General features: G+C 66.6%; 19 protein-coding genes. 3 read left to right on the top strand and 16 right to left on the bottom strand.

Going from position 1 to position 23581, the window contains the following annotated elements:
- Positions 1-16 precede the first annotated feature (16 nt).
- Positions 17-691 carry a glycosyltransferase family A protein gene (locus ACNANG_RS06250; RefSeq protein ID WP_420226457.1) on the top strand — a complete coding sequence of 225 codons (675 nt, stop codon included), beginning with the start codon at positions 17-19 and terminating at the stop codon, positions 689-691.
- 901 nt (positions 692-1592) lie between these two features.
- Here the strand turns inward: ACNANG_RS06250 and ACNANG_RS06245 are convergent.
- From ACNANG_RS06245 to ACNANG_RS06180, 14 genes are all read right to left on the bottom strand, one after another.
- The gene (locus ACNANG_RS06245) at positions 1593-2648 is read right to left on the bottom strand and encodes an acyltransferase family protein (RefSeq protein WP_420226456.1); all 1056 of its coding nucleotides are present in this window, start codon (positions 2646-2648) and stop codon (positions 1593-1595) included.
- Positions 2649-2706: 58 nt separating this feature from the next.
- A complete protein-coding gene (locus ACNANG_RS06240; RefSeq protein ID WP_420226455.1) occupies positions 2707-4230 on the bottom strand; it encodes a lipopolysaccharide biosynthesis protein in 1524 nt (507 codons plus the stop codon).
- Positions 4231-5475, bottom strand: a complete 1245-nt coding sequence (locus tag ACNANG_RS06235) for a glycosyltransferase family 2 protein (protein ID WP_420226454.1) — start codon at positions 5473-5475, stop codon at positions 4231-4233.
- A gap of 4 nt (positions 5476-5479) precedes the next feature.
- On the bottom strand, positions 5480-6532 hold the full coding sequence (locus tag ACNANG_RS06230) for a glycosyltransferase family 2 protein (RefSeq protein WP_420226453.1): 1053 nt from the start codon (positions 6530-6532) through the stop codon (positions 5480-5482).
- A gap of 62 nt (positions 6533-6594) precedes the next feature.
- The gene (locus ACNANG_RS06225) at positions 6595-10362 is read right to left on the bottom strand and encodes an O-antigen ligase family protein (RefSeq protein ID WP_420226452.1); all 3768 of its coding nucleotides are present in this window, start codon (positions 10360-10362) and stop codon (positions 6595-6597) included.
- A 77-nt stretch (positions 10363-10439) separates the two neighbouring features.
- Positions 10440-12860: a polysaccharide biosynthesis tyrosine autokinase gene (locus ACNANG_RS06220; protein WP_420226451.1), complete on the bottom strand. Its 2421-nt coding sequence runs from the start codon at positions 12858-12860 to the stop codon at positions 10440-10442.
- 262 nt (positions 12861-13122) lie between these two features.
- On the bottom strand, positions 13123-13908 hold the full coding sequence (locus tag ACNANG_RS06215) for a Bug family tripartite tricarboxylate transporter substrate binding protein (RefSeq protein WP_420226450.1): 786 nt from the start codon (positions 13906-13908) through the stop codon (positions 13123-13125).
- Complete coding sequence (locus tag ACNANG_RS06210) at positions 13905-14099, bottom strand: hypothetical protein (protein WP_420226449.1); 195 nt, start codon at positions 14097-14099, stop codon at positions 13905-13907. The genes ACNANG_RS06215 and ACNANG_RS06210 overlap by 4 nt, the downstream gene beginning before the upstream one ends.
- A 61-nt stretch (positions 14100-14160) precedes the next feature.
- Positions 14161-14532 (bottom strand): hypothetical protein, encoded by a 372-nt coding sequence (locus tag ACNANG_RS06205; RefSeq protein WP_420226448.1) that lies wholly within the window; start codon positions 14530-14532, stop codon positions 14161-14163.
- Positions 14529-15743 carry a bifunctional 3-(3-hydroxy-phenyl)propionate/3-hydroxycinnamic acid hydroxylase gene (locus ACNANG_RS06200; RefSeq protein ID WP_420226447.1) on the bottom strand — a complete coding sequence of 405 codons (1215 nt, stop codon included), beginning with the start codon at positions 15741-15743 and terminating at the stop codon, positions 14529-14531. The genes ACNANG_RS06205 and ACNANG_RS06200 overlap by 4 nt, the downstream gene beginning before the upstream one ends.
- Before the next feature lie 97 nt (positions 15744-15840).
- The gene (locus ACNANG_RS06195) at positions 15841-16704 is read right to left on the bottom strand and encodes a fumarylacetoacetate hydrolase family protein (RefSeq protein WP_420226446.1); all 864 of its coding nucleotides are present in this window, start codon (positions 16702-16704) and stop codon (positions 15841-15843) included.
- A gap of 102 nt (positions 16705-16806) precedes the next feature.
- Positions 16807-17724, bottom strand: a complete 918-nt coding sequence (locus tag ACNANG_RS06190; RefSeq protein WP_420226445.1) for a VOC family protein — start codon at positions 17722-17724, stop codon at positions 16807-16809.
- A gap of 91 nt (positions 17725-17815) precedes the next feature.
- Positions 17816-18892, bottom strand: coding sequence for an amidohydrolase family protein (locus ACNANG_RS06185; RefSeq protein ID WP_420226444.1), 1077 nt, complete (start codon positions 18890-18892; stop codon positions 17816-17818).
- Entirely contained in the window at positions 18885-19310 is a 426-nt protein-coding gene (locus ACNANG_RS06180) for a GlcG/HbpS family heme-binding protein (RefSeq protein ID WP_420226443.1), read from the bottom strand. Before ACNANG_RS06180 ends, ACNANG_RS06185 begins: the two co-directional genes overlap by 8 nt.
- A 117-nt stretch (positions 19311-19427) precedes the next feature.
- On the opposite strand from ACNANG_RS06180, the gene ACNANG_RS06175 reads away from it, so the two are divergent.
- Entirely contained in the window at positions 19428-20327 is a 900-nt protein-coding gene (locus tag ACNANG_RS06175) for a LysR family transcriptional regulator (protein WP_420226442.1), read from the top strand.
- A gap of 11 nt (positions 20328-20338) precedes the next feature.
- On the opposite strand, the gene ACNANG_RS06170 is transcribed toward ACNANG_RS06175, so the two are convergent.
- Both ACNANG_RS06170 and ACNANG_RS06165 read right to left on the bottom strand, forming a co-directional pair.
- Positions 20339-21382 carry a hypothetical protein gene (locus ACNANG_RS06170; RefSeq protein ID WP_420226441.1) on the bottom strand — a complete coding sequence of 348 codons (1044 nt, stop codon included), beginning with the start codon at positions 21380-21382 and terminating at the stop codon, positions 20339-20341.
- Between the two features lie 221 nt (positions 21383-21603).
- The gene (locus ACNANG_RS06165; protein ID WP_420226440.1) at positions 21604-22515 is read right to left on the bottom strand and encodes a LysR family transcriptional regulator; all 912 of its coding nucleotides are present in this window, start codon (positions 22513-22515) and stop codon (positions 21604-21606) included.
- A gap of 154 nt (positions 22516-22669) precedes the next feature.
- Here ACNANG_RS06165 and ACNANG_RS06160 point away from each other — a divergent pair, with 154 nt between their 5' ends.
- Positions 22670-23533, top strand: a complete 864-nt coding sequence (locus tag ACNANG_RS06160; protein ID WP_420226439.1) for a polysaccharide deacetylase family protein — start codon at positions 22670-22672, stop codon at positions 23531-23533.
- Positions 23534-23581: the final 48 nt, after the last annotated feature.

The raw sequence follows: 23581 nt of genomic DNA, 5'->3' as shown, positions 1-23581 counted from the left end.
CCCAGGAGTGCAAGGCATGGACTATCCCAACCGTATCGCGGTGCAGATCAACATGTACCCAATGGACTACCGGCACGTTGAACACCTGCTGGACCACCAGATCCGCGTGTGGGGACCGATGGTCGATCACATCGTCGTGACCGTGGACACGCACCGCAGCCGCTCGGGCCGCTACCGCGGCAGCAACTTCGACCAGTACATGACGGACCTGCGCGCCTTGCTGACCCGCTTCGAAGCGCGCTACCCGCAACTGCGCACGGTGCTGGTCGACTACAGCCCCGCGGCCCGCAAGCAGGTGGCGCAGGCGTTTTTCGGCCGGGATGACATTCCGGTCAAGGCCTGGGACGGCGGCCCGTTCTACGCCTACTTCTTTGGCCTGCTGCACGCCGACGCGCGGTATGTCGTCCACTTCGACGGCGATATGCTGTTCGGCGGCGGCAGTTCGACCTGGGTGAGCGAAGCCCTTGCCTTGTTCGCCGCGCGCCCCGACACCCTGTTCGTCGGCCCGTTTCCGGGCCCTGCGCGCAGCGACGGCGCCGTGCGCGGCCACAGCGGCGAACATGCCCCGGTCGACGTCGCCGGCGGCCCCGCCTACCGGTTCAAGGAAGTGAGCACGCGCATTTTCATGATCGACCTGCAGCGCCTGCGCGACACGCTGGGCGTGCTCCCCTGCTGGCGCCCAATTTCCTGAGCCGCTGCAAATCCCGCCTGCTCGGCAACCCGCCCGACGCCCGCGAAGCCGAAGTGATCCTGGGCGAGGTCCTGAAAGCCAACCACCTGTGGCGCATCGATTTCCTGGGCGACGCCCCCGGCATGTGGTCCCTGCACCCCCGTACCGGAGCGAGGAGTTCTACCGCCGGCTGCCAGAGCTGATCGCGACGGTGGAACGCGGTGACGTGCCGGAAGCGCAGCGGGGGGATTACGACATGAATGACAGCATGATCGATTGGTCGGAGCCGCGGGCTCGCGGGAGGCGGCATAAGCGGTTGTGGAGGTTGTTCAAGGACCGGATCGGGGTGAGTTGAGTTCGGTCAGGTTCGGTTTGGTTCGGTTCGGTTTGGTTCGGAAGATTTGCTGGCTGTCAGCCCGGACGTCGTGGCGAGTCGCATTGCAAGGCCGAGCTCGCTGGGTCCCGGCCTACGCCGGGCCTGGGCTTAGCAAAGCCTCGCAATGCGACTCCCCACGCCGTCCCTGAATCTGGGTATGTCTTCGCTTGCTTAGGGGGCTGCTGCTCGGGTGATCTGGTTGGGTGGTTTGCTTCGGAAGATTTGCTGGCTGTCAGCCCGGACGTCGCGGGGAGTCGCATTGCAAGGCCGAGCTCGCTGGGTCCCGGCCTACGCCGGGCCCGGGCTTAGCAAAGCCTCGCAATGCGACTCCCCACGCCATCCCAGTTTTCCCGTAGTGCATTGCCATGCCACACACGCCGCAAACAAACTCGGCCGGCACCAAGAGACCCAAAAAGGCAACGAATTCAGTCCAGACCCAGGACGGTGCGGGTAGAGGGTGGGGGGAATTGCGCCAGCTCTGACCCCCACCCCCTACCCGCGGCGGCCGCGCAAGAACCGTACTCAAGAACCCAAGCGCAAGAGAACTCAATGCGAAGGCACCCGCTCCCCCGCATGCGCTTGGACAGGAACCCGCTTCTTCCTGAACACCTCAATCAACGGCTGCTCCAACCACCGGAACATCGCCAGTCCCACCACACTGACGGCAACAACCCCCACCACGCAAAACGCCGTCTTCCCGAACGGCAGCGCATCCAGCCCCACCTTCCGCCACCCCTGACTCAACGCCGACAACACAATCGTGTGAGACAGATAAATCGAATACGACGCGTCCCCCAGCCGGTGGAGCAGCGGCAAGCGCGGCAGCGACTCATACCGCTCCAGCATGATCGCCCCCACCACAATCGCCGCCGCCGGAATCCCCTGCTGCACCGGCCGGGTCAACGTCGGCGCGATAAACGACAGCAACACGATCGCCGCCAGCCCACCCAGCACCAACACCCACCCCAGCGCCGCGGACCCGCTGCGCGGATCCCGGGCGTACCACCAGCCGATGCCCATCCCGAGCAGGAACTCCAGCGTAATGTTCGACGTATAAGACACCCACATCGGATTGCTGCTCGGGAACAGCCAGCCGGCCGCGATCAGCGCCCCGAACACCAGCGCCGTCGCCCCGAACCGCCATGCCGTCGTCAACACCAGCGTCAGGCCGAAAATCACGTAATACAGCATCTCGTAATTCAGCGTCCAACCCACCGTCAGCACCGGTTCCATATGCCCCGCCGGGTTCGGCGTTGAAATGAACAGGTAGGACGCGATCACATGCATCAGGTTGAACTGCGTGCTCTGCATCAGGTGCGGGGCAATCAGCATGATGGCCACGGCCACCGACGTCAGCACCCAATACAGCGGCACGATCCGCACGACGCGGCGGCGGTAGAACTCCAGCACGGTCACGTTCTTGCCGCGCGTGGTGATCCACATCAGGAAGCCGCTCAGCGCAAAGAAAATGTCGACGCCGCTGGCCAGCCAATGTGGCCAATAGTGGTCGTAGCCCATGCGTTCAAGCTGCGGATACAGATGCACGCCAACGACCATCATGGCCGCGATGCCGCGCAGGTATTGGATGGACAGCATTTCCATAAAGATCAGCCTAGACGGTGCGCGCCGGAAAGGGCGCGGGAAGAAATCGGGAAGGGGATCATTGCCGGCCCGCGTCGAACGAGGAGGGTGGGTCCACGGGCGGCGGCATACCCGGCACGGCGCCGGTTTCCGCGGTAGCGGCGACGGCGGCGACAGTGGCAGTGGCTGCATCGGCGCCCGCACCCGCCGCCCCTGCCGGCGCTTTTTCATGGGTATCCGTGCGGGACTCGACCCGCGCCAGCCACAACACCGCCACAAGATTCAACACTTCGCCGGCCAGAATGCCGACCAACGCGCCCCGGGTTCCCCACTGCACCATGCCGACATAGCTGATGCTGAGCGAGATCACCGCGCACACCAGCGACACGGCCATCAGGATGCGAAAGCGTTGACGCAGCACCAGCAACTGATTGAGCGGATCACGCACCACCATCACCAGGAAGATGGCAATCCACATCAGGAGCAGCGTGTCGCGGTCGTCGAAGCGCTTGCGCATCAGGTCCAGGAAAATCCAGTCGCGCAGGACCCAGACCACGATGCCGTACACCAGCGTCAGCCCGCCGATGCCCGCCGAAAACAGGATCAGCTTGCGCAGGGTGCTGGCCACGCCATGGTTGTGCACCCAGTTCGACGCGATGGGCACCAGTTGCCGCTGCACGCCCGACGACAGCAGGTTGATCGGCATCAGCAGCAGACGCGAAGCGGCCAACGCCGCCACGTCGGTCACGTTCAAGGTGGCGGCCGCCAGGAAGCTGTAGCCCTGGGTAAACAGCCAATAGATCACGCCGCCCGCGGCCGCCATCGCCCCCATTCTGGCAATGCCCGCCAGGCGGCCGGGCGCCGCGTGCGGGTCGAATTCTGGCCGCAGCACGCGGCGCAGCAAGGCCGCGCCGATCAGCGCGGACACCGCTGCCGTCAGCAGGGCCGTGACGGCGGCCGCCGGAAATCGCGTCGCCAACGCACCGCCGGCGATCAGGCAGACCACATACACCGCGTCGGCGCCAAGCACCGGCACCGTGCGTTGATACATCATCAGGACGGCGCGGAAGTATTCGCGGTACAGCGCGCAGGCAATCAGCGCCAGGCCGGCCAGCAGTACGGGGCCGGCATCGGGGTCCAGCCAGCCCATGCTCCAGGCGACCGCGGCAAACGCGATCGTGACGACGCTGCCGATCGCGCCCCAGCGGATCTGGTCGCGCAGCAGGCTGCCGATCCACGAGCGGCGTTCGTCGTTCGTCAGCTGGGGAAGGTGGATCACCAATGGCGTGCCCACGAAGGTGCCTTGCAGCGTGGTCGCCAGCATCATGGCGTTGAAGGCCAGCACGTAGTAGCCATACTGCGCTTCGGGGGTGTAGCGGATCAGGATCAGACCGACTACGAAGTTGGCCGCTGACAGCATGGCCTGATCGATGATGGAACTGCCGAACAACTTGACGAGCTTGTGGTCCAGCTTGCGGCCCAGGCGGCTGGACCGCAGGCGGGCTGCGGCATTGGAAGAACCGGCAGCGGGCCGGTCAGCCGGACCGCCGGCGAAGCCTTCAGCCGGCTGCCCAGCCTGCGGGTGGGTATCGCCGCGCGCCATTCAGGAACGGTCCTTCCGCGGCTTGTCGTGGGTGGCGGCATTTGTCATGTCCCCGTCCGGCAAGTCCGTGCCGCGCATCGTCTTGACCCAGGCCGTGTTGCTCTTGTTGCGCACCAGCACGATCAGCTTCCAGACGACAAAGAAGGGGACGCGGGCCAGGTCCAGCAGCGCGCGGGGGCCGAGCGGCGTCAGTTGCCAGCCGCGCAGCACGTGCAGGATCAGGACCAGCAGCAGCGCCAGCGACAGCAAAAACCAGCCGTCCATGGCTGGCACGAACCACGCCGCGATGCCTGACAGCACCAGCAGCAGGCCGATCTGCAGGCCCACATATCCCAAGGGCAGCAGCAACAGATCGCAGCCCAGTTCAAAGGTGACGCGGTCGGGCCGGGTCACGCCCAGCTTGAGCAGATGGCCGGCGTAGTTGCGTACGACCGTGAAACGACCGCCTTCCCAGCGTTGCCGCTGCGAGCGCGAGGCCTGTTCCGACGACACCAGTTCGGCATCAGCCGCAGCTTCGTCGGCATAGAACACCCGGATGCCGGCTTCGCCCAGCTGGATGCCGTATTCCAGATCTTCCGTCATCGAGAACACGGCGAAGGGATGGCGGGCGAGCAGCGCATGGGTCAGGCACATGCCGTTGCCGCGCAGGCCGCAGGACACCCGCAAGCGTTCGCGGGCGCGCGACCGCACGGCGTGGAATGCGCCATAGGCGATCGTGAGCATGCGGGTGCGCCACGAGTCGTCGGGGTTGAGCACGCCGTAATTGGCCTGGATGGCTTCGGCGCCTTGCTCGATACGGGACGCGTAGGCTTCGAGCAGATTAGGCGAGACTTCCGTGTCGGCGTCGACCACGGCGACGGCATCGGCGCGGCCGGTGGCGGCGCTCTGCGCAATGCCGTGGGCCAATGCGTAACCCTTGCCGCGCCGTTCCAGGTCGCGGCGCACCAGCACGTGGGCGCCGGCGGCATGGGCCAGCGCGGCTGTGTCGTCCTCGCAGTTGTCGGCGATCACGACAACGCGGAACCGGTCGGCGGGCCAGTCGATGCGGCGCAGGCTGCGCACGGTGCGTTCGATCACCGCCGTTTCATTGTGGGCAGGCACCAGGATGTCGAAGCGCAGGGTGCGGGAAGACCGGGGCGGCACCGGCACCCGCGCCGACAGCAGTGTCATCAGTCCCAGATACAGACAGGCCAGCACGACCGGCAGGGCGAGCACGAAAAAGAAGAGGTGCAAGAAAGGGATCATGGCGTCACGCATATTCCAAATCGCGGCCGCCCCAAAGCGCGGTCAGCTTGCCGTAATTGGCACACGCGCGGGCCAGCCAGTGCACGGCGCGATGGCGGCCAAGCGGCAGGGTCAGCACGGCCAGCGCGCCACCCAGCAGCATCTGCAGGACGGCTCGCGCAAAGAACACGGCCAGCCGAGCCGGCGTGGCCGGACCCAGCTTGCCGCCCAGCACATGCCGCGCAAAATCCTGCCCGCCGCGCCGCGCGCGCTTCAGGATCCAGCCCAGCGTCAGGCGGACTGGCTCAACGATTTCCGTGACGACGGCGTCGTCGCACCAGACGAAGCGATAGCCGGCGCCCTGCATGCGCATCAACAGATCACCGTCTTCGCCCCCTGTCAGCCCGAATGCCGGGTCGAACATGGGCTGCATGGCCAGGATCGCGTCGCGGCGCACGATCAGATTGCCCGCGCGGAATGCATTGGTGGGAACGGGCGTGCCGGTCGGGAAGCGCGCCCAGTCGTAAAAGCGGCCACGGCGGATCCAGTCCGGGGCGGTGTCGGGAACCAGGGGCACGGCAGGTCCCAGCACGCCATCGGCCTGCGAAGACCGCGCGGTGCGCAGCAGGTTGGCGATCCAGTCTTCGGGCGCACGTTCGTCGTCATCGGCCATGGCGAGCCAGTACGACGTGGAATGGGCGACCGTGGCGTTGCGGGTCAGGGCGATGTTTTTCTCGGGCTGCACGGCGTAGACGACATCGATGCCGCCAGCGCCGTGGCCGCTAGCACTGCTGGTACCGCTTGCGCTGTTGCCGGTGCCGTCAGCACCTTCACCGCCGTCGATGCCCGCGTCGCTTTTCACGCGCGCACGAAACGCCTCGACCACGTCCCGCGCGCTGCCGTCGCGGTCGTTGTCGACGACAACGATCTGGTCGGGCAGGCGGCGCTGGCGCAGCAGGTCGTCGAGCAGCAGCGCAAGCTTGTCGCGGCGGCGATAGGTGCAGATGCAGACTGACACCGTGTCGTCGTCGGTGGTGCTTACCCCGGCTGCGGCGCGTGCCGGATGAGCGCGCGACAAGGAGGTGTCCCGTGCGCTGTTGCGGGCCGCAGCAGTGCGGTCGTCAGGGAAGGGCGTGGCGGTCATCGGCTGGGCGCTCGCGCGTCAGACGCAGGCATGGCCGCCGCCGCGGCCGAAGCCCGTCCAGCCGCCGCTGGCATCACGATCTCGTACCAGACGCTGGCCGTTGGCGCCGTCGCATGCAGATCCACCGTGACCTGATCACCCAGCCGCCGCACCGAGGGCGGGGCCAGCGGGGCCAGCCGGCGGCCGGCGCCGTCCAGCGGGTACACGGTCGGCATGCCGTCCTTCGCCATCCAGGTCAGCCGCAGCGGACTGCGGGCCTGCCACGCCGGTGCGGCGGTTTCGGTCGCGCCGGAAGGCTGATCCGGCGTGGTGGGGTCCGGTTCCAGCGTCAGCCAGCTGCTGTCGCCCTTGTAGGCAACCACTTCCTTGGGCCGCGCGGGCATCGAGCCGGGCTGGGTGCCTGTGGTCCATGTGCCCAGGGTGACGAGCCAACTGCGTGCGCGCGGCAACGGGGCGCCGTCCAGCGGGGTGATCCAGAAGCTGGTGTGCTGGCCGGCCTTGCCTGGAAATTCAGCCAACAGGCCATGGCCTTCAACGCGTTTGCCGCCCGCGTCGCCGAACACGCCCCATACGCCGTCGTGCCGGACCGTAAACAGATGCTCCGCCGCATCGAACCCGACGCTGTCGTCGGGCGTGGCCGATGCGGCCGCCGCGGGGGGCACGTAGCGGGTCGACGCATTGGGCGTCGTGTCGATGGCGACCTGGGTGCGAAATGCCAGTTCGGGCATCACCCCTAGCCGGGTGGCAATATCGGCATCCAGCGCATCGAACGCGGTAGAGGCCGCAATGGCGCGGCGCGCCGAGATGGGCAACGGCAGTGCGATGCGGTCGGGCAAGGGCGCCACGACGGGTAGCCGGAAAACCTGCGCGCTGGGGCCGGTCAGCGCGTACTTGCCCCAGTCGCCGCTCAAGGAAAAGTTGGCGGGCGCCTTCAGGCCGTCGCGCGTGTACGTGTAATCGAAGTAGAACAGGCCGTCCCAGTCCTGCAGCGCGGCGATCGTGGCCAGCACGGGAAGGGTCTCGGCGCCGCGCGGCTGGGGGAAGGGCTGGCTGTACTCGCTTACCACGAAAGGTTTGGTGCGATCGCGCCGGTAGGACATCGCCAGCAGGCGGCGCAGTTCCACGCCACCCGACGGCGCCACGTTGCGCATGCGCCAGTCCCGCGGGGTATAGCCCCGTGAAGGGAATTCGGGATGGCCGACGTAGATGTGTTCGTCGATATAGTCCATCGCCGCGTGCGAATCGAAATTGAGCGCCCCGCCATAGGCCATCTGCGTGCCGGTGACCGGCACCCGCGCGTCGGTCTCGGCCTTGACCACCGCGCGCATGCGATTCAGATAGCGGCTGTCGGTGTCCGCCAGGAATTGCAGGAAGTCCTGCAGGCGCAGCATGCGGCCACTGGGTGGCGTGGCGCTGGCATCGTTGCCCAGCCACTGAGACGAAACCTTGCGCCACTTTTCGCCCATCCGCACGCGCAGGCGGCCGAGCGCATCTTGCGGGATGTCGGCATCGGCGGGCGTCAGCAGGGGCACGGGGGCCGCGGGGTTCGCGCACACCTGCCAGACCGCGCAGGCCTTGGCCGTCGATCCATAGTGGTTGGTCAGCCAGGCCTGCCACAGCGCGGCAAGCGTCTCGGCATAACCGCCCGGCACGACCCATTCCCACTGCCGCCACTGCCAGGCCGCCAGCAGGGACGATTCGTTGTTGATCTCCACCATCGCCAGGGCGGGGTTGCCGCGCAGGTCCAGGCCGCGGATCAGGCCGCGCGCATAGCTTTCCTGCAGCGCGATCATCCGGGGCATGTACACATGCAGCGGATTGCCGATGGGGGCGACGCCGGGCGGGCCCTGCGGGACCGGCAACTGATCGACATCGGGCCGGAAACGGTAGCCGACGTGCAGGTTCAGGTTGACGTAGATGCCTTCGGCAGCAAGGGCGCCAATGAAGCGCTTGAGCCGCGCCATGGCCTCGGTGTTGAAGGTCGGGAACGGGCCGGTGGTCAGGATGCTGCCCGGCGCGGTGGTGTCGTCGGTCGGAAAGCTGTCCATGTGGTGCAGACGCACCGCATTGAATCCCAGCTTACGCAGGCGTTTGGCCAGGCGCGGCGCGTCGTCCTGTGCCGGAAAGTTGCTGCCGAAACTCAGGTTCACGCCATACAGCCGCGTGCGCACGTCGTCGTTCGTTCCCGGACGGCCATCGCGTCCAACGGCATAGAAATGCCCGTTGTTGACGACAATGCGCGACGCCGGGGTGATGGGCGTGTTCATGGCCGACCGGTCGGGCGCGCCTCCCAACAGGTCTTCATCGACCACGAACGGGAAGTATTCGGCCCCGTTGTCGCCGGTCGTAAAGGCGGACGGCGGCGGCACGGATTGGGCCAATGCCACGGCAGGCGCCAAGGGGGCCAGCGCCAGCAACAGGGCAGCAAGTCTATGCATGAACCAACCCTCCGCGCGCCGCAGCGGGCAGGGCCCCTTGCGATGCAGATCGAGAATCGCCGACACGTTCAGCGAGGAATAAAAGAAGTAGATGTTCTGAAAGGCCACGTCGGCGAGCAGCTGGCTTTCGGAAAAGTTGCTGACGATGACCAGCACGATCAAGGCGAAATGCACGGTCGCTTCTTCGCGGTCGAAGCGCGCCAGCCGGGCAAGCTGATAGAAATGCCAGAGCAGCGCGGCAATGGTCAGCCCCAGCCCGACGGCACCCAGTTCGTTCAGGATGTCGATGTAGCCCTGGTGACCGGTGGCGGGCATCCAGGCCAGCAGGTCCTTGATGTATTGCGATGCGCTGCCTTCGCCCAGCCAGAAGCCGCCATAGCCTATGCCCCAGATCGGGTGGCGCTCGACACTGATCAACACCAGCTTCCAGATCTCGCCGCGCCCGGTAAAGTCCGAACTCTTGTTCAGTGCGCCGGTGATGGGCCCCATCAGGTCGCTCAGGGTCGGCAGACGGCCATAGATCACGTAGACGAAATGCAGCGCCAGCATCAGCAGGACGACCGCCACCAGGCTGATCGCCAGCTGCGTGTGGGACCCGGCCAGATACTGGCGCCGCAACACCAGATAAATGCCGCAGCCCAGGATGGTGACGAGCAGCGACGTGGCGCTCTTGGACATGATCAGCACGAACAGGCAGATGAGCAGTCCGGCCACGCAGCGGCGCAGGGGCATGTCGCGCGTCAGGCATTCCCGCAACCACAGGATCACGCCAAAGCTCGTGATCGATCCGAGCACATTCTTTTGCCAGAGAATGCCGCGCCACGCGCCGCCCAGCTGGTAGTCGACGCCGACCCGGGGCAGCGCCAGCGCCACGATGGCCGACAGGATCGCAATGCCGGTAATCGTGAACATCATGGCGCGCGCGCACAGGCGGGTGTCGCCGACCGGAGGCGCGGTGGCCAGGCCGATCAGCAGCAGCCCCACCAGCAGCACCGACCGTTTGATCGACACCAGCGGCGCCACCGACCACAGCATGCTCGCGAAGCAATACACGACGACCGCGATCAGGAAGGGGTTGGCATGCCGCAGGTGCAGCCAGGTCCACTGTCGATGCTGCCAGGCCAGCCAGATGGCGGCCAGGAAGATGGAGCCGAACTGGATCTGCCGCAGCGACGACCCTTCGGCAAGTTCATGCGTGGCTTCCGGCCCCGTCTCGCCCACGCCCAGGGTAAACGCCACCAGCGAAAAAATCAGGCTCAGCGACACCAGCGCCATCGACAGGCGCCGGTTGAATCGCGCGGAAGAGGCGGAGGGCGCGGTGTCCATGGGCGGCTTCATGTGGGCAGGGCAGGCGTCGGGGGCAGGTGCGTGGCGTCGGGCTTGCGGGCGGCAGGTCGCGCCCGCTACCCGCGCCTTCGCCCGAACCAGCCGCGGCGCGAGCGGCCGGCCTTGAATTCGTTGTAGATGGTCCCGACGATCTGCGCGCCCGCGGTGCGCATCTTGTCTTGCGTCGCGACCAGGTCGGCCAGACGGGTGTGGTCCTTGCGGCCCAGCAGCAGGCAAAACCCGATCTGCTGCGCGATCACTTGCGCATCCGACGACTTGCCGGCCGATGGCGTGTCGACGATGACGACGTCGAAGCCAGGCAATGCGGCCAGCAGCCGCGTCAGCGCGCCGTCGTGCAGCATTTCGATCGGATTGGGCGGCGGCGGGCCGGAGTCCAGCACGTTCAGCAGGGGAAAGTTGTCGACGGGCACGCCGGCGGTAGGCGTGGCGCGCCCGGCCAGCAGCGTCGACAGGCCGACGTCGCCCGTGCGGGTGAACAGCTTGTCGCGCCCCCCGTCCCGCATGTCGGCGTTGATCAACAGCGTGCGCATGCCGGCCTGTGCAAACGCAATGGCCAGGCTGGCCGCCAGGTAGCTCTTGCCTTCGCCTTCATTCGGACTGACCACCGCCAGCGAAATGGGCCCCGACCCGGCCAGCCGGATCGACAGTTCGGCGCGGATCTGGCGGATGGCTTCGGCTTCGGGACTGAACGGCGCGTGGGCGATCGCCAGGTCGGCGGAAATGCCGCTGCGTTCCGCCGCCACGGGATAGTGGAATTGCTTGGACAGGACGGCCTGGACCTGCTTGTCGGTAATGAAGCCGAGCTTGACGGCGGCTTCGCCAAAGCGCAGTCCTTCGGAAGCCTGCAACTGGACGACACGCGCCGCCTGGTCAGTCGTCAGCAGGCCGGACTGCACGAACCGATCGCCGATGCGGTCGCCGCCGGACGGAGCGCCGGACGGAGCGCCGGAAGGGGTGGCAGAAGGGGGGCGGAAGACAAGCCAGAGGCCGCGCCGGCGGCACTGCCGAGGGCCGGCGCGGCGGCCACTGGCGTCGACCTGGCATCGGCATGCGCGCCCGCCACCTTGTCCGGACGGGCGCTCATGCCAATGCCCCCGACGGCCTATCGTGCCGATCAAGGGCAGCGGCAGTCCCTTCAGCAGGTCGTCGCGCGTGCGGACACGGCGATTGAACAGTTCCAGGATCAAGGCCAGGAAGAGCCCCGCGGCCACGCCCACCAGCAAGCCGGAAACCAGGTTGCGCCGCACCTTCGGACCCGATGGCGCGCTGGGCAGCTCGGCCGCGCGCAGCACCGCCAGGTTGGGCAGGGTGATGTTGCTGGCCATCAGCAGGCCATCGTATTTCTGCAGTGCCGCGTTATAGATCTGCTGCACGCTGGCCAGCTGGCGTTCGTAGGACAAGAGCCGGTCGCGGCCCTGCATCTGTTTCAGCACGCGGTCGCGCTGCGCGTCGATGTCCCGGTTCAGCGCCGCTTCCTGCATGCTGAGGCGCGCCGTGTCGCCGCCCTGGCTGTCCATGGCGGCACGCGATGACCGGTCCAGCCGCGCGCGCAGTTCCTGGCGTTCGGACATCAGGCCGATCACGGTGGGGTGCCGGTCGCCCAGCGTGGCCTGTGCTTCGGCCAGGCGGCGATCCACATCATTGAGCTTGCCGCGCAGTTCCTGGATCGGACCGAACTGGCCGACTTCCGGGATTTCGTCGGGCCGGATGCCGCGCTGGACCAGTTGCCGCGTGGCATCGCTGCGGGCTTGCGCCGCCTGTTGCTGCGCGCGGACCTCGGCCAGCTGCAGCGACAGCTGGTTCAGGCGGCGCGTGTCGATATCGTCGTTATCCGTCGCCTTGAGCAGGCCGGTTTCACGCTGATAGCGCGTAATGTTTTCCTGGATCGCGTCGGCTTCCTTGCGCAGCTGTTCCAGTTGCGCGCTGTACTGCTCGGTGCGCGAGCGGGCCGCCCGGCTGGCGATCTGCTGCGTCAGGCCGATGAAGGCATTGACCACGGCAGCGGAATAGTCGCGCGCCATTTCCGGCGTGCCCGCGGTGTAGGCCACTTCGAGGACGCGGCTGCCGCGCTTGTTGATGACGTCGGTGTTCTTGTTCAGGTTGTCGATCAGATTGTCGTGCGCCCGGGCTTCGCCCAGCTTTTGCACGGCTTCCTTGTATTGCGCGGATTGCGTCAGGTTGAGGGTGTCAATGACCTGCTGGGCGACCACCTGGCTCTTGATCATGTCGATCTGGGTCTGCATGTAGCTGTCGTCCAGCATCGCCGAAAAGTTGCGACCGTTGATCGGATCGTTTTCCCGGTAGTCCACGTAGATGTCGGACGATGCGGTCCACTGGCGCGGAAGGGACGCGGTGATGGCGGCGGTCACGCCCACCATCGCCACCACGACGGCGATGATCAGGGTGCGCCGCGCGGCCACCATTGCCGCCAACTGGCTCAGCGACAACAGCGAGGATTCGGCAGAAGGGGAATTCATGAAAGCAACGGGGCAAGAAATGAGGTGCAGGCGCGCACTTGCAGCCAGGCACAGGTCAATAGAAGTTACCCCTTTTGGTTGACCTTAGCTACGCCTTAAGGATGAATCCCTGAACTATAACCCCAGGGTGTTGCATGCCGGACGCAAGCCTGTAACCAGGCTGTACGGGGCGAAAAAGACCCGCGAACGCGGAGCGTTGCGGGTCAGTGGCAGCCTGAAGGCCGCAGCGGATCGCGGGTGATCGGCGCAAACGCGGGAAGGCCTATTCCGGAAGAATGTCGATCTCTTTGGTAATGGTGGCCCAGCGAGCCGTTTCGGCCTTCAGGAACGCGCCGGTCTGGGCCGGGCTGTAACCGGGCGCGGCAATGGGGCCCACCGTGGCGATCCTGGCGGCAACGTCCGGGTCCGCCAGCAAGGCGTCAATGTCGCGATTGACGCGTTCGATCACGGCGGGCGGCGTCCCGGCAGGCGCCACGATGGCGAACCAGCCCACCATATCGAAGCCCGGCAGGCTTTCCGCCAGGGTCGGCACTTGCGGAAAATCGGCCAGGCGCTTGTCGGCGGTGGTGGCAAGCAGGCGCAGCCGCCCTTGCTTGGTCAACTGCGCGGTGGACGCGACGTCCGCCACGATGGCATCCACATGCCCGCCCATCAGGTTCTGCGTCGAGACCCCCACCGACACGTAGGGCACCAGGTTGGCCTGGGCGTTCGACCGCGAATTGAACAGCCGCGCGATCATGCCGCCAAAGGTGCGCGGACCTTCATTGCCCAATGAGAAAGTGCCGGGCGCGGCCTTGGATCTGGCGATCAGTTCGTCAATGGTGCGGATCGGGGAATCGGCCCGGACCAGTACGCCGAAAGGGCTGCGGGCAATGAACGACACCGGCACGAAGTCCTTTTCCGGGTCGTACGGCAGCGTCTTGAACAGGAAGCGGTTGGTGACCAGCGCGGCCGTCGTCGCAAAGTAGAAGGTGTAGCCGTCGGCCGGGGCCCGGGCGGCCGCCTGGGCGCCCACGGTGTTCTGGCCGCCCGGCTTGTTCTCGATCACGACCGCCTGGTTCCACTTGGCGTACAGACGCTCCGACAGCAGGCGGGCAATGTTGTCCGGTCCGGAGCCGGGGGCTGCGACAGCACCATCTTGATAGGCTTGTCCGGCCAGGCCTGCGCGAACGCGGTCGCGACCGGCAAGGGGGACAGCGCGCTCAGCGCCAGGACTTTGATGAGATCTCTACGGTTCATGCGGGTCTCCAACTCTTGTTGTCGGTATGTATGGGTAGTGTGATTGCCGTTCCTGGCGGCGTCAGGCCAGGGTGTCCGCGAGCCTGCGGACCAGGTCGGCCAGCGACTGGCTCGAGGCCGCCGTGCCGTACACATAGCGGTCCGGCCGCACCAGCGCTGCCGTGCTGCCATGCCGTTCGAACCAGGCGGCCGCGACGCCTTCCCGTTCGGGAAGCGTGTCATCCAGCCGCAGCACCTGCAGTCCGGGAATGCCCTGCGTGGATGGAACCGGGCCGTCATACCCGGCGCCGAGCACCAGCAGCCAGCCATTGCCCGCCACCGTGTCCAGCCGCACGTCCGATCCGTCCTGCCGCAACCAGGGTTGCGGGAACAATGTGCCGCGCGCCGGGTTCGTGGCCGGGGCGAGCAGGCCAGTGTCCAGAGGTGGAATCACGTCCTGGCGGGGGTGTCGCGCACGACGCCGCCGCTCTCGGCCAGCAGATGCGCGTCGCGCGCCCGGGCCTTGCCGATGTCCCGTTCGCAGATCACCGCGCCGATCGCCTTGATGCGCGACGTCAGTTCGCGCACGTGGGCTTTGCGCTCGTCGCCGTAGCTGTCCAGCAGCCGGTCGGCCGCGCCGCCGTGCACGTCGCCGCGCAGCACCGCGCCCAGCTTCCAGCTCAGATTGGCCACGTCGCGCATGCCCTGGCACATGCCCTGGCCCAGGAAGGGCGGCTGCTGGTGCGCGGCGTCGCCGGCCACGAACACCCGGCCCACGCGCCAGCGGTCGGCCACCAGCGCATGAAAGCGGTAGCTGGCCTGACGCCACAATTCGCCGTCGTCGGGCGTGATCCAGCGCGACAGCAGCTTCCAGGTGGCTTCGGGCCGCGTGACCTCGACCGGGTCTTCACCTTCTTTCAACGAGATTTCCCAGCGGCGATGGTTGCCCGGCCCGATGACCATGGTGCAGGGCCGTTCGGCCTCGCAATACTGCACACTCGTCACCGGCAGCTTGGCCAAGCCGCGTTCATTGGCCAGCACGTCCACCACCAGCCAGGGCTCGTCGAACTGCAGGTCTTCCAGCCTGATGCCGACCTGCTCGCGCACGAAGCTGGACGCGCCATCGCACGCCACCACGTAGCGGGCGCGCACCGTCTCGGTCCGGCCATCGTCGTGCGAGACCGACAGGCACACCGACGCTTCGTCCTGCGTCACGGCGGTCACGCTGGCGCCCAAGGCCACGGTCACGTTCGGCAGGCCGCGCACGTGCTCGCGCAGCGCCTGTTCCACCGGGGGCTGCGAGAACACGTTGGATGGCGTGTAGCCCAGGGGGTAGGGCGGCTCGATCATGGTCAGGCGTTTGATCAGCTGACCGTCCACGCCGAAGTATTCGGAGGGCGTGAAGGGTTCGACATGCGCCGCGATCTTGTCAACGATGCCCAGCTGCTGGAACACCCGCAGGATTTCATGATCGATCGCAATGGCGCGCGGCTTGTCGTACACCGTGTGCTGACGATCGCACACATGCACGGTCAGTCCCTGGCCGCCCAGCAGCCCGGCGGCCACCGCGCCCGAGGGGCCAAAGCCCACGATGGCCACGTCGTAGAACGCGGCCGATGTGTCAGCCGTCCGGGGCTTTGAGCCTGTGTCGACACCGGAATTCAAGGATGGGTCCGCGCCTGGGTTCAAGCCTCGGTCCGTGCTTTGGCCCATGCCTTGATGGGTGCCATGATCCCTGTGTTGATCCATGCCTGGGGTCATGTCAGGCCTCGGCGCGGATCGGATTGGACAGGGTGCCGATGCCTTCGATTTCCACTTCGAAGGTGTCGCCCGCGCGCATCCAGACCGGCGGCTTGCGCGCCTGGCCCACGCCCGCTGGGGTGCCCATGATGATCACGTCGCCGGGTTCCAGCGTCATGACCTCGCTCAGCAAGGAGATCGTTTCGGCCACGCCCCAGATCATGTCCCGGGTATTGGCCTGCTGCATCACCTCGCCATTCAGGCGGCCTTCGATTTTCAGGCCGACGGCGGCGCGCGGCAGGGCATCGGCGGTTACCAGCACCGGGCCAAAGCCGCCCGTGCCGTCAAAGTTCTTGCCTATGGTCCATTGCGGTGTGCGCTTCTGGTAGTCCCGTACCGACATGTCGTTGAAGCAGGCATACCCGAATACGTAGTCGGGCGCCGCATCGTGCGGCACATGGCGCGGCACGCGGCGGCCGATCACCAGGGCCAGCTCGGCTTCGTAGTCGAAGCGTTCCGACACCTTGGGCAGGATGCCGTCGGCGCCATGGGCGATCAGCGAGCTGGCGCCGCGCAAAAAGAACCAGGGGTAATCGGGCTTGTCGCGGCCGCCTTCCTTGGCGTGGTCGAAGTAGTTCAGCCCCAGGCAGACGATCTTGCCCGGTTCCGGGACGACAGGCGCCAAGGTCAGGCTGGCCAGGGGCAGGCGCGGCGCATCCGACGCCAAGGCCTGCGTGCAGGCGGCAGACAGGTCGGCGCCGGCGAGCAGGGCCTGTCGCAGATCGGCCGGCACCGCGGGCAGGGCGGCATTCAGGTCGATGACGGCGTTGCCGTCCACCAGGCCAAGTCGCGGCGCGCCCGATTGCAGGAAGGTAGTCAATTGCATGGCAAATCCGAAGAAAAAAGCTAAGCGGGTGGCGTGCCCGCGCGCGTGGAATGGCGCGCGGGGTCGGGCAAGGCAATGAAAAGGCGGTGTGCCGGCGAGCCGTCAGGCCGACGTCGGCGCGGGCGATGTCACGAAGAACAGGGAGCGCTGGGCGGCCTTCAGATTGGCGCTGGGCGGCGCTGAAATGCCCCAATGGTCGATCCGTCCGGCGGGCCAGCTCCAGTCGCCGGGGCCGCCGACCTTGTAGTCGTCATCGATCTGCTGGACCTCGGCGGTGTACTCGATCACCTCGCCAAACGGGCCGACGAAATAACTGAAGGCGTTGTTGCCCGGACCGTGGCGGCCAGGGCCCCACTCGATCACATGCCCCGCGTCTTTCATGCGGCCGCCGCCCCGCATGACCGATTCCAGGTCGGGCATCACGAAGGCGATGTGATTGAGCGCGTCGTTGTCCGCATCCCCCAGCGCGATGCTGTGGTGGTCGCGATTGCAATTCATGAAGGCCATGATTTTCGTGCGGTCAGACAGCCGAAAGCCAAACGCTTGTTCGAAGAACGCCTGGGAAGCCGCCACGTCGTGGCTGTTGAAGACGGCGTGGGCCAGCCGGATCGGGCGGTCTTTGGCCTCGGACGTGTCGGCATGGCGCGCGTCGTTGGCAACCACCTGGATCAGGCGTCCGTCCGGATCGCGCACGGTCAGCCCGCTACCGCCGCCCGGTTCGGTGATGGCATGCAACGGCGCGGCGATCGTGCCGCCCGCCCGGACCGCGGCGTCCTGAATCGCCTGCAGCGCGGCGTCGCTGTGCGCGCGCAGGGTCACCTGGCGGATCTCGGCCTTGTCGCCGCCCTGGTGCAAGGCCAGGATGTGGTGGTCGGGACCGGTGCCGCGCAGATAGATCGCGTCATCGGTGCGGTCGGCAACGGTCAGATGCCAGACCTGGGTGTAGAAGGTTTCGGCGCGCTGCAGGTCGGGCACGTTCAGGGCAACACTGCGCAGCGACTGAATTGTGGGGGAAGCCATCAGGGTCTCCGTTGTCGTTATCGGTAGGTTCGGGGCATTCAGGGCAGTCGGTGCGCCAGGCACACCCGGATATTCAGGGCATTCGGTACTTTCAAGACGACGCCGCGAACGCGCGCGCCAGAAAGCGCCTGGCATTGCCGGCCGTCATCTGTTCGGCCGTGGTGGTATCCAGGCCGGCGCGGGCCAGGCGGTCCAGCGGCGTGCGGTCGTGGAAATTGAAGGGGTAGTCGGTGCCCAGCATCAGCTGGCTGCTGCCAAAGCGCGCCACAAGGTGCGCAAGCATGTCTTCATCGAACACCAGCGTGTCGTAGAACAGCCTGCGCGCCTGGGCCAGTGGCGATTCCGGAATGCTGTCCCGCAGGGCGGGAAATACCTGCCAGCCCTGCTGCAACCGCGGCAGCAGCGTGGCCAGCGTGCCGCCGCCATGGCTGAAGGCCAGCCGCAAGGCGGGCAGGCGCTGCAGCAGCCCGCCCGTCATCACCGATGCGGCGGCCAGCCCCACATCGGTCGGGTAGGCCAGCACCTGCTGCAAGGGCGGCGGGCCAATCAGGCGGTCCATGCCGGCGGGCTTGATCGCGTGCACCAGCACGGCGGCATCCAGCGCCACGCACGCTTCAAAGAAAGGCAGGAAACGCGGGTCGCCAATCGGTACGCCATTGATGTTGCTGCCGATCTCGACCCCGGCAAAGCCCAGCGTCTCGATCACGTAGCGCAGTTCCTCGACCGCCAGGTCCACGTCCTGCAGGGGCACGGCGCCCAGGCCCAGCAGCACGCCTTCCGACGCCGCGCACATTTCAGCAATCTGTTCGTTCAGGAAACGCAGCAGCGGCTGTGCGTCGGCCGCGTCCATCCAGTAGGACAGCAGTTCGGGCATGGGCGAGATGGCCTGATGCCGCAGGCCCATGCCGGCCAGGTCGGACAGGCGGCGCGGCACGCTCCAGCATTGCTCCGACACGGTGCGGTAGGTCTTGCCCGCGATCATGACGTGGCGATGGCACAGGCCCCGCTGCGGCGGCGCGTCGGCCATGCTGGGCCAGGCGGCGGGCACCTTGTTGCCAAGGTAAGACGGGAAGTGGCCGGGCACGATGTGCGCGTGGATGTCGATGCCGCAGCCGCAGCGCTTGGTGCCGGTGGGTGCATGGATGGACGAACCGGCGGGCTCAGCCATGGACCAGCCCTGCCGCCTGCACGCCCGCGATGCAGATCGCTTCGTCCTCGTCGCCCGATCCGCCGCTGGCGCCCACCGCACCCAGAATGCTGCCGTCAGCATCGCGGATCAGCACGGCGCCGGTCTGCGGCAAGAAGCGGCCTTGGGCGGTGGATGCCAGTGTCACGAAAAAGTTGGGGTTGTCCTTGGCGCGCTGGGCCAGGGTGCGGCTCGACGCATCCATGCCCACGGCGGCCCAGGCTTTGCCGGTGGCTACGTCGATGCGGAACATGCTGGCGCCGTCCTGGCGCTGCGCGGCCTTCAAATGACCGGCATCATCTAGCACGACCACGGCCATGGGCTTGTAGCCGCTGGCGGCAGACTGTTGCAGCGCCGCGGTAATGATCTGATTGGCCTGATCCAGGGTAAGCCGGGTCATCGCGTGTCTCCTCGTTATGCTGGGAAGCAGTCTACGAGCGCGCAGTCCATCCATCCAGACGATCTGCTGGATAGTTAAAATCCACCCCGTGGATAATGATTGCGGAGAAGTGGCGGGATGGATATCCGGACGATCGACCTGAACCTGTTGCGCGTGTTCGACGCCATGATCGAACACCGCAGCGTGACCCGCGCCGCCGAGGCGCTGGGATTGAGCCAGCCCGCCATGAGCGCGGCGGTGGCCCGGCTGCGCAGCCTGTTCGATGACGCGCTATTCGTGCGAACCGGCTCGCAGATGCGGCCCACGCCGCGCGCCGCCGCGCTGGCCCCCGCGGTCCATCGCGTGATGGATACGGTGCGCAGCGAAATCCTGCAGGCCCACACCTTCGATCCGGCCACCAGCGAGCGGACCTTCACGATCATCACGCCCGATATCGGAGAGATCAACTTCCTGCCCAAACTGTTGACCCGTTTTACGGAATCCGGGGCCGGGCTGAACATCCGGACCCTGGCCATGCCGCGCCACGCGGCGGCCGACGCACTGGAATCGGGCGAAGCCGAACTGGCGATCGGCTACTTTCCGGACCTGCACAAGGCCGGCCTGTTCCAGCAGCGCCTGTTCCGCAATCCCTTCGTGTGCATCATCCGCGACGATCACCCCACCATCGGGGCAACGATGACGCTCAAGCAATATCTGGCCGCGCCGCACGCGGCCGTGCGGCCGGGGCGGGAACACCTGTTCGAAGAATTCCTGCAGCAGCGCGGGCTGACGCGCCGGGTGCAGCTGGAAACGTCCCACTTCACCAGCCTGTTGCCCATCATTGAAGGGTCGGACCTGATCGCGACCGTGCCGCGGGACCTGGCGGACGTGTGCGTCAGGCATGCGCGGATACGGATCGTGGACGTGCCGATCAAGGCGCCCACGATTGAAGTGCATCAGTTCTGGCCGCGGCGCTTTCACAAGGACGCCGGCAACATGCGGCTGCGCGCGCAGGTGCACGAACTATTCCGGGCGTAAGCGCCGGCCCGTCATTCCACGCAGTTGCGCAGCGCGAGTTGCGCCGCTTCTTTCAGGCCTGCGGTGGCGCCCACATACTTGTCGAACGGCGCGATGCACGATGGTCCATAGGTATTCGGATCGGCAAACACCGTGGCATTGCTGAAGGTCACCTTGCGGGGGTCGATGAAGAACGCGATCGTGGCTTTATCCTGGCTGGTCCGTGTGACCACATCCTGGTCTCCCACCAGTGCGCCCAGGATCGGATGGCCATTGCCCCGCGTGGCCTGGCATTGGCGGAACCACCCGGCGTTTTCCCGCTCGTCTCGAATCAGAAAATAGGCGCCTTCGCTTTTGGTGCAGGCGATCTGCATGGACGCGTTCTTGTCCTGATTCTGCGAGATCGCGATGATGCCCTTGCCCAGCGGTTTGATTTCCCAACGGTCCCAAGTGTAGGGCGTGTAGGTCACGTTCAGCGTGCGCGCTTCTTCGGCATCGATCCAGCGCATTTCGCCGGGGCCCGCCTCGGTGGCCATGGCCAGCAGGCGAAGGTCCACGCCCATCTTCATGGCATACAACATCAGGCCGGCCATCAGGCGCTGCGGCGTGTCCAGGTCTTCACCCGAATAGTGGCGCAAGGTGGGATTGCGTGGCTTGCTGCGGTAGAACCGGTGCACACCGAACCGCGTCTGCTTGCTGGTGAAGCGCCGCTGCACGCCGCCCAGGAACGCATAGGCGCAGGCCGACGCACAGGTAATGGCTTCGGTATCGAACTTTTTGACGCGGATGACTTCGCCCAGCCGCATGCCCGCCACCAGGTCGCCGCCTGGCGAATCGAAACGCACGGTCTTGGCTCGCAGGGCATTGCGGTCGATGAAGGCGATGAAGTCGGCGGGCGTTTCGTTGGTGATCACGCCCCGGGCGTTGATCCATGTGGCGCACGCGGCGTCATTGCAGCGCGGGGTGTCCGACCCGAACGTAAAACGCATCTTTTCGGCGCGCGCGACGTTGCAGCCACCCAGGGCGAAACCGGCAAGGATGAGAAAAGCAACCAGGCTTTTCCGCAAAAAGGTCATGGACACAGGCAATGACGTTCGTAGGGGTCCCATTGTAGTGGGCCAGCGTCGCGATGGTGGCGCGGCGCCGATGGTCGCGCCGGATTGCCGCGCGAACGTTGCGCGTGCGCCATAGGTGCCGTCCGGATGACACGTCCATTTGGTGGAAGACCGCCGGGGCGGGGTCGACGGAACAGGCCGGTAGCGCCAGGCAATCGATGCCGCGCATCGGATGCTGCCCGTCATGCCAGTTGCGCTCCTTGCGCCAGCGCGAAGGCAGCCAGTGAAGCGCGCATGGCCGTGTGCATGGCTGCCGCCGCGGGCGACAAGGTACGGCCGGCGCGGGTCACGATGCCGATCACACGGGGCACGCGCGGCGTGGTCAGCGGCACGAACGCCAGACCGTGTTCCGGTGCCGGGCGCGCCAGCGTCGGCAAGACCGTGATCCCCAGTCCGCCCCGTACCGTGGCGATCAGCGACGTGCGGTTGGCGATCACCATGTAGGGGTTGTCCAGCCAGCGTTCCAGGCCATGCCCCTGAAGCGCGTGGAAGGTCGTGTTGGCGATCAGGGTTTCGTCGCCCAGCGCTTTCCAGGGCAGCGCCTTGCCGCGACGGGCGATCCAGTGGTCCGGCCGGCAGACCACACCAAAGCTGTCACGCGCCACTGCCACACGATCCAGCTTGGCATCCTCGCCAATTAGACCGGTCACGCCGATTTCGGCTTCACCACTGGCGACCAGCGGCCCCACCTGCGGCGACGACACGTCGGCCACCCGGTAGCGCACCCCCGGATGCGTGGCCGCAAACTCGCGCAGTACCCGGGGCAGCCATTCTTCGGCCAGGGACGGCATCACGGCCAGCGCAAGGGTGCCGTGTTCGCCGCTGGCCAGCTGCCGTACTTCGCCCTGTACCCGGTCGTGAACGGCCACCAGTTCCGTCAGCAGGGGCAGGACGGACACACCCAGTGGCGTCAGGCGGGCCTGATGTCCCCGTTCGAACAACGCGCCGCCCACCTCGTCTTCCAGCTGCTGCATGGCCAGGGTGATGGCGGCCTGCGACCGGTGCGTTTCCAACGCCGCCGCGCGGAAACTGCCGCGGTGGGCGGCGATCAGGAACTGGCGCAGGACGGCGATCTTGAGGGCGGACGAGGACATGGCGCAGGCGACCTGGTGGCGAACGGGGTACGGCTTGGACAGGCATTGAGTTTTCCTGAATTTTAGTTCGATTCATTCAAATTGAATTAAGCAGAGGCGTGGGCGATAGTCCGCTGCAACGCCTCAGTGTCGAGGCTGTCGACAAGGAATCCGCATGACCCGCTTGAAAACGATCTGGCCCGAAGGCGTCCGCACCGTGGTCGTACTGACTTTCCTGGTGGAAAGCTGGTCGGAAGGCAAGGCCCCGCCGTATTCCCCCATGACGAGCCCGCCGCGCCCGGGCACGACCGACCTGGCCGGCATCACGTGGTCCGAATATGGCGCCCGCGCCGGCGCGGATCGCCTTATGCGCATTGCGCGCCAGCGCAACCTGCCCGCCACGTTCTGCGTCAACGCGCGGGTGGCCGAACTATTCCCTGGCGTGATCCAGCGCATCGTGGCCAACGGCTTCGAGCTGGCGGGCCACAATTATGCGCAGGACGAAGTGCTGCCGGGCCTGAACGAAACCGAAGAACGCGCCCTGATCGCCCGCAGCCTGGGCATCCTGGAAGACGTGTCGGGCATCAAGCCACGCGGCTGGCTCAGTTCCACCATCGCGACCACCGAGCGCACCACCGACCTGCTGGCCGAAGCCGGCATGCTTTGGCATGGCGACTACAACTATCTGGACCTGCCGTGCCGTCTGCCGAACGGCGGGGGCGGCATGGTGGCGATTCCCCATAGCGACTTTGCCGACAACCGCGTGCTGCGCGCGGCGCCCCGCGATTTCTTCCAGTGCTACAAGGACACGTTCGACTACCTGCACAACAAGGAGCCGGACGCGTTCATGAACATCACGGTGCACGGCCACTTCGGCGGGCGCCCGCTGATCAGCGCCATGCTCGATGAAGTGCTGGGCTACATCACGTCGCATGAGGGCGTATGGATGCCGCGCCATGACGAACTGGCCGACTGGATCAACGAGAACCAGGTGGACGAGATCACCTACGCGGAGCGCTTTCCGCTAACGCCGGCCTGACCGCGCGCCAGCTGTTCCGACACGGCTTTATCGCGGCGCCGCCGGCGC

Source organism: Pigmentiphaga litoralis (genome assembly GCF_048632615.1).
In the GTDB taxonomy this organism is placed as follows: domain Bacteria; phylum Pseudomonadota; class Gammaproteobacteria; order Burkholderiales; family Burkholderiaceae_B; genus Pigmentiphaga; species Pigmentiphaga litoralis_B.
This window is presented reverse-complemented; position numbering and strand designations above follow the sequence as displayed.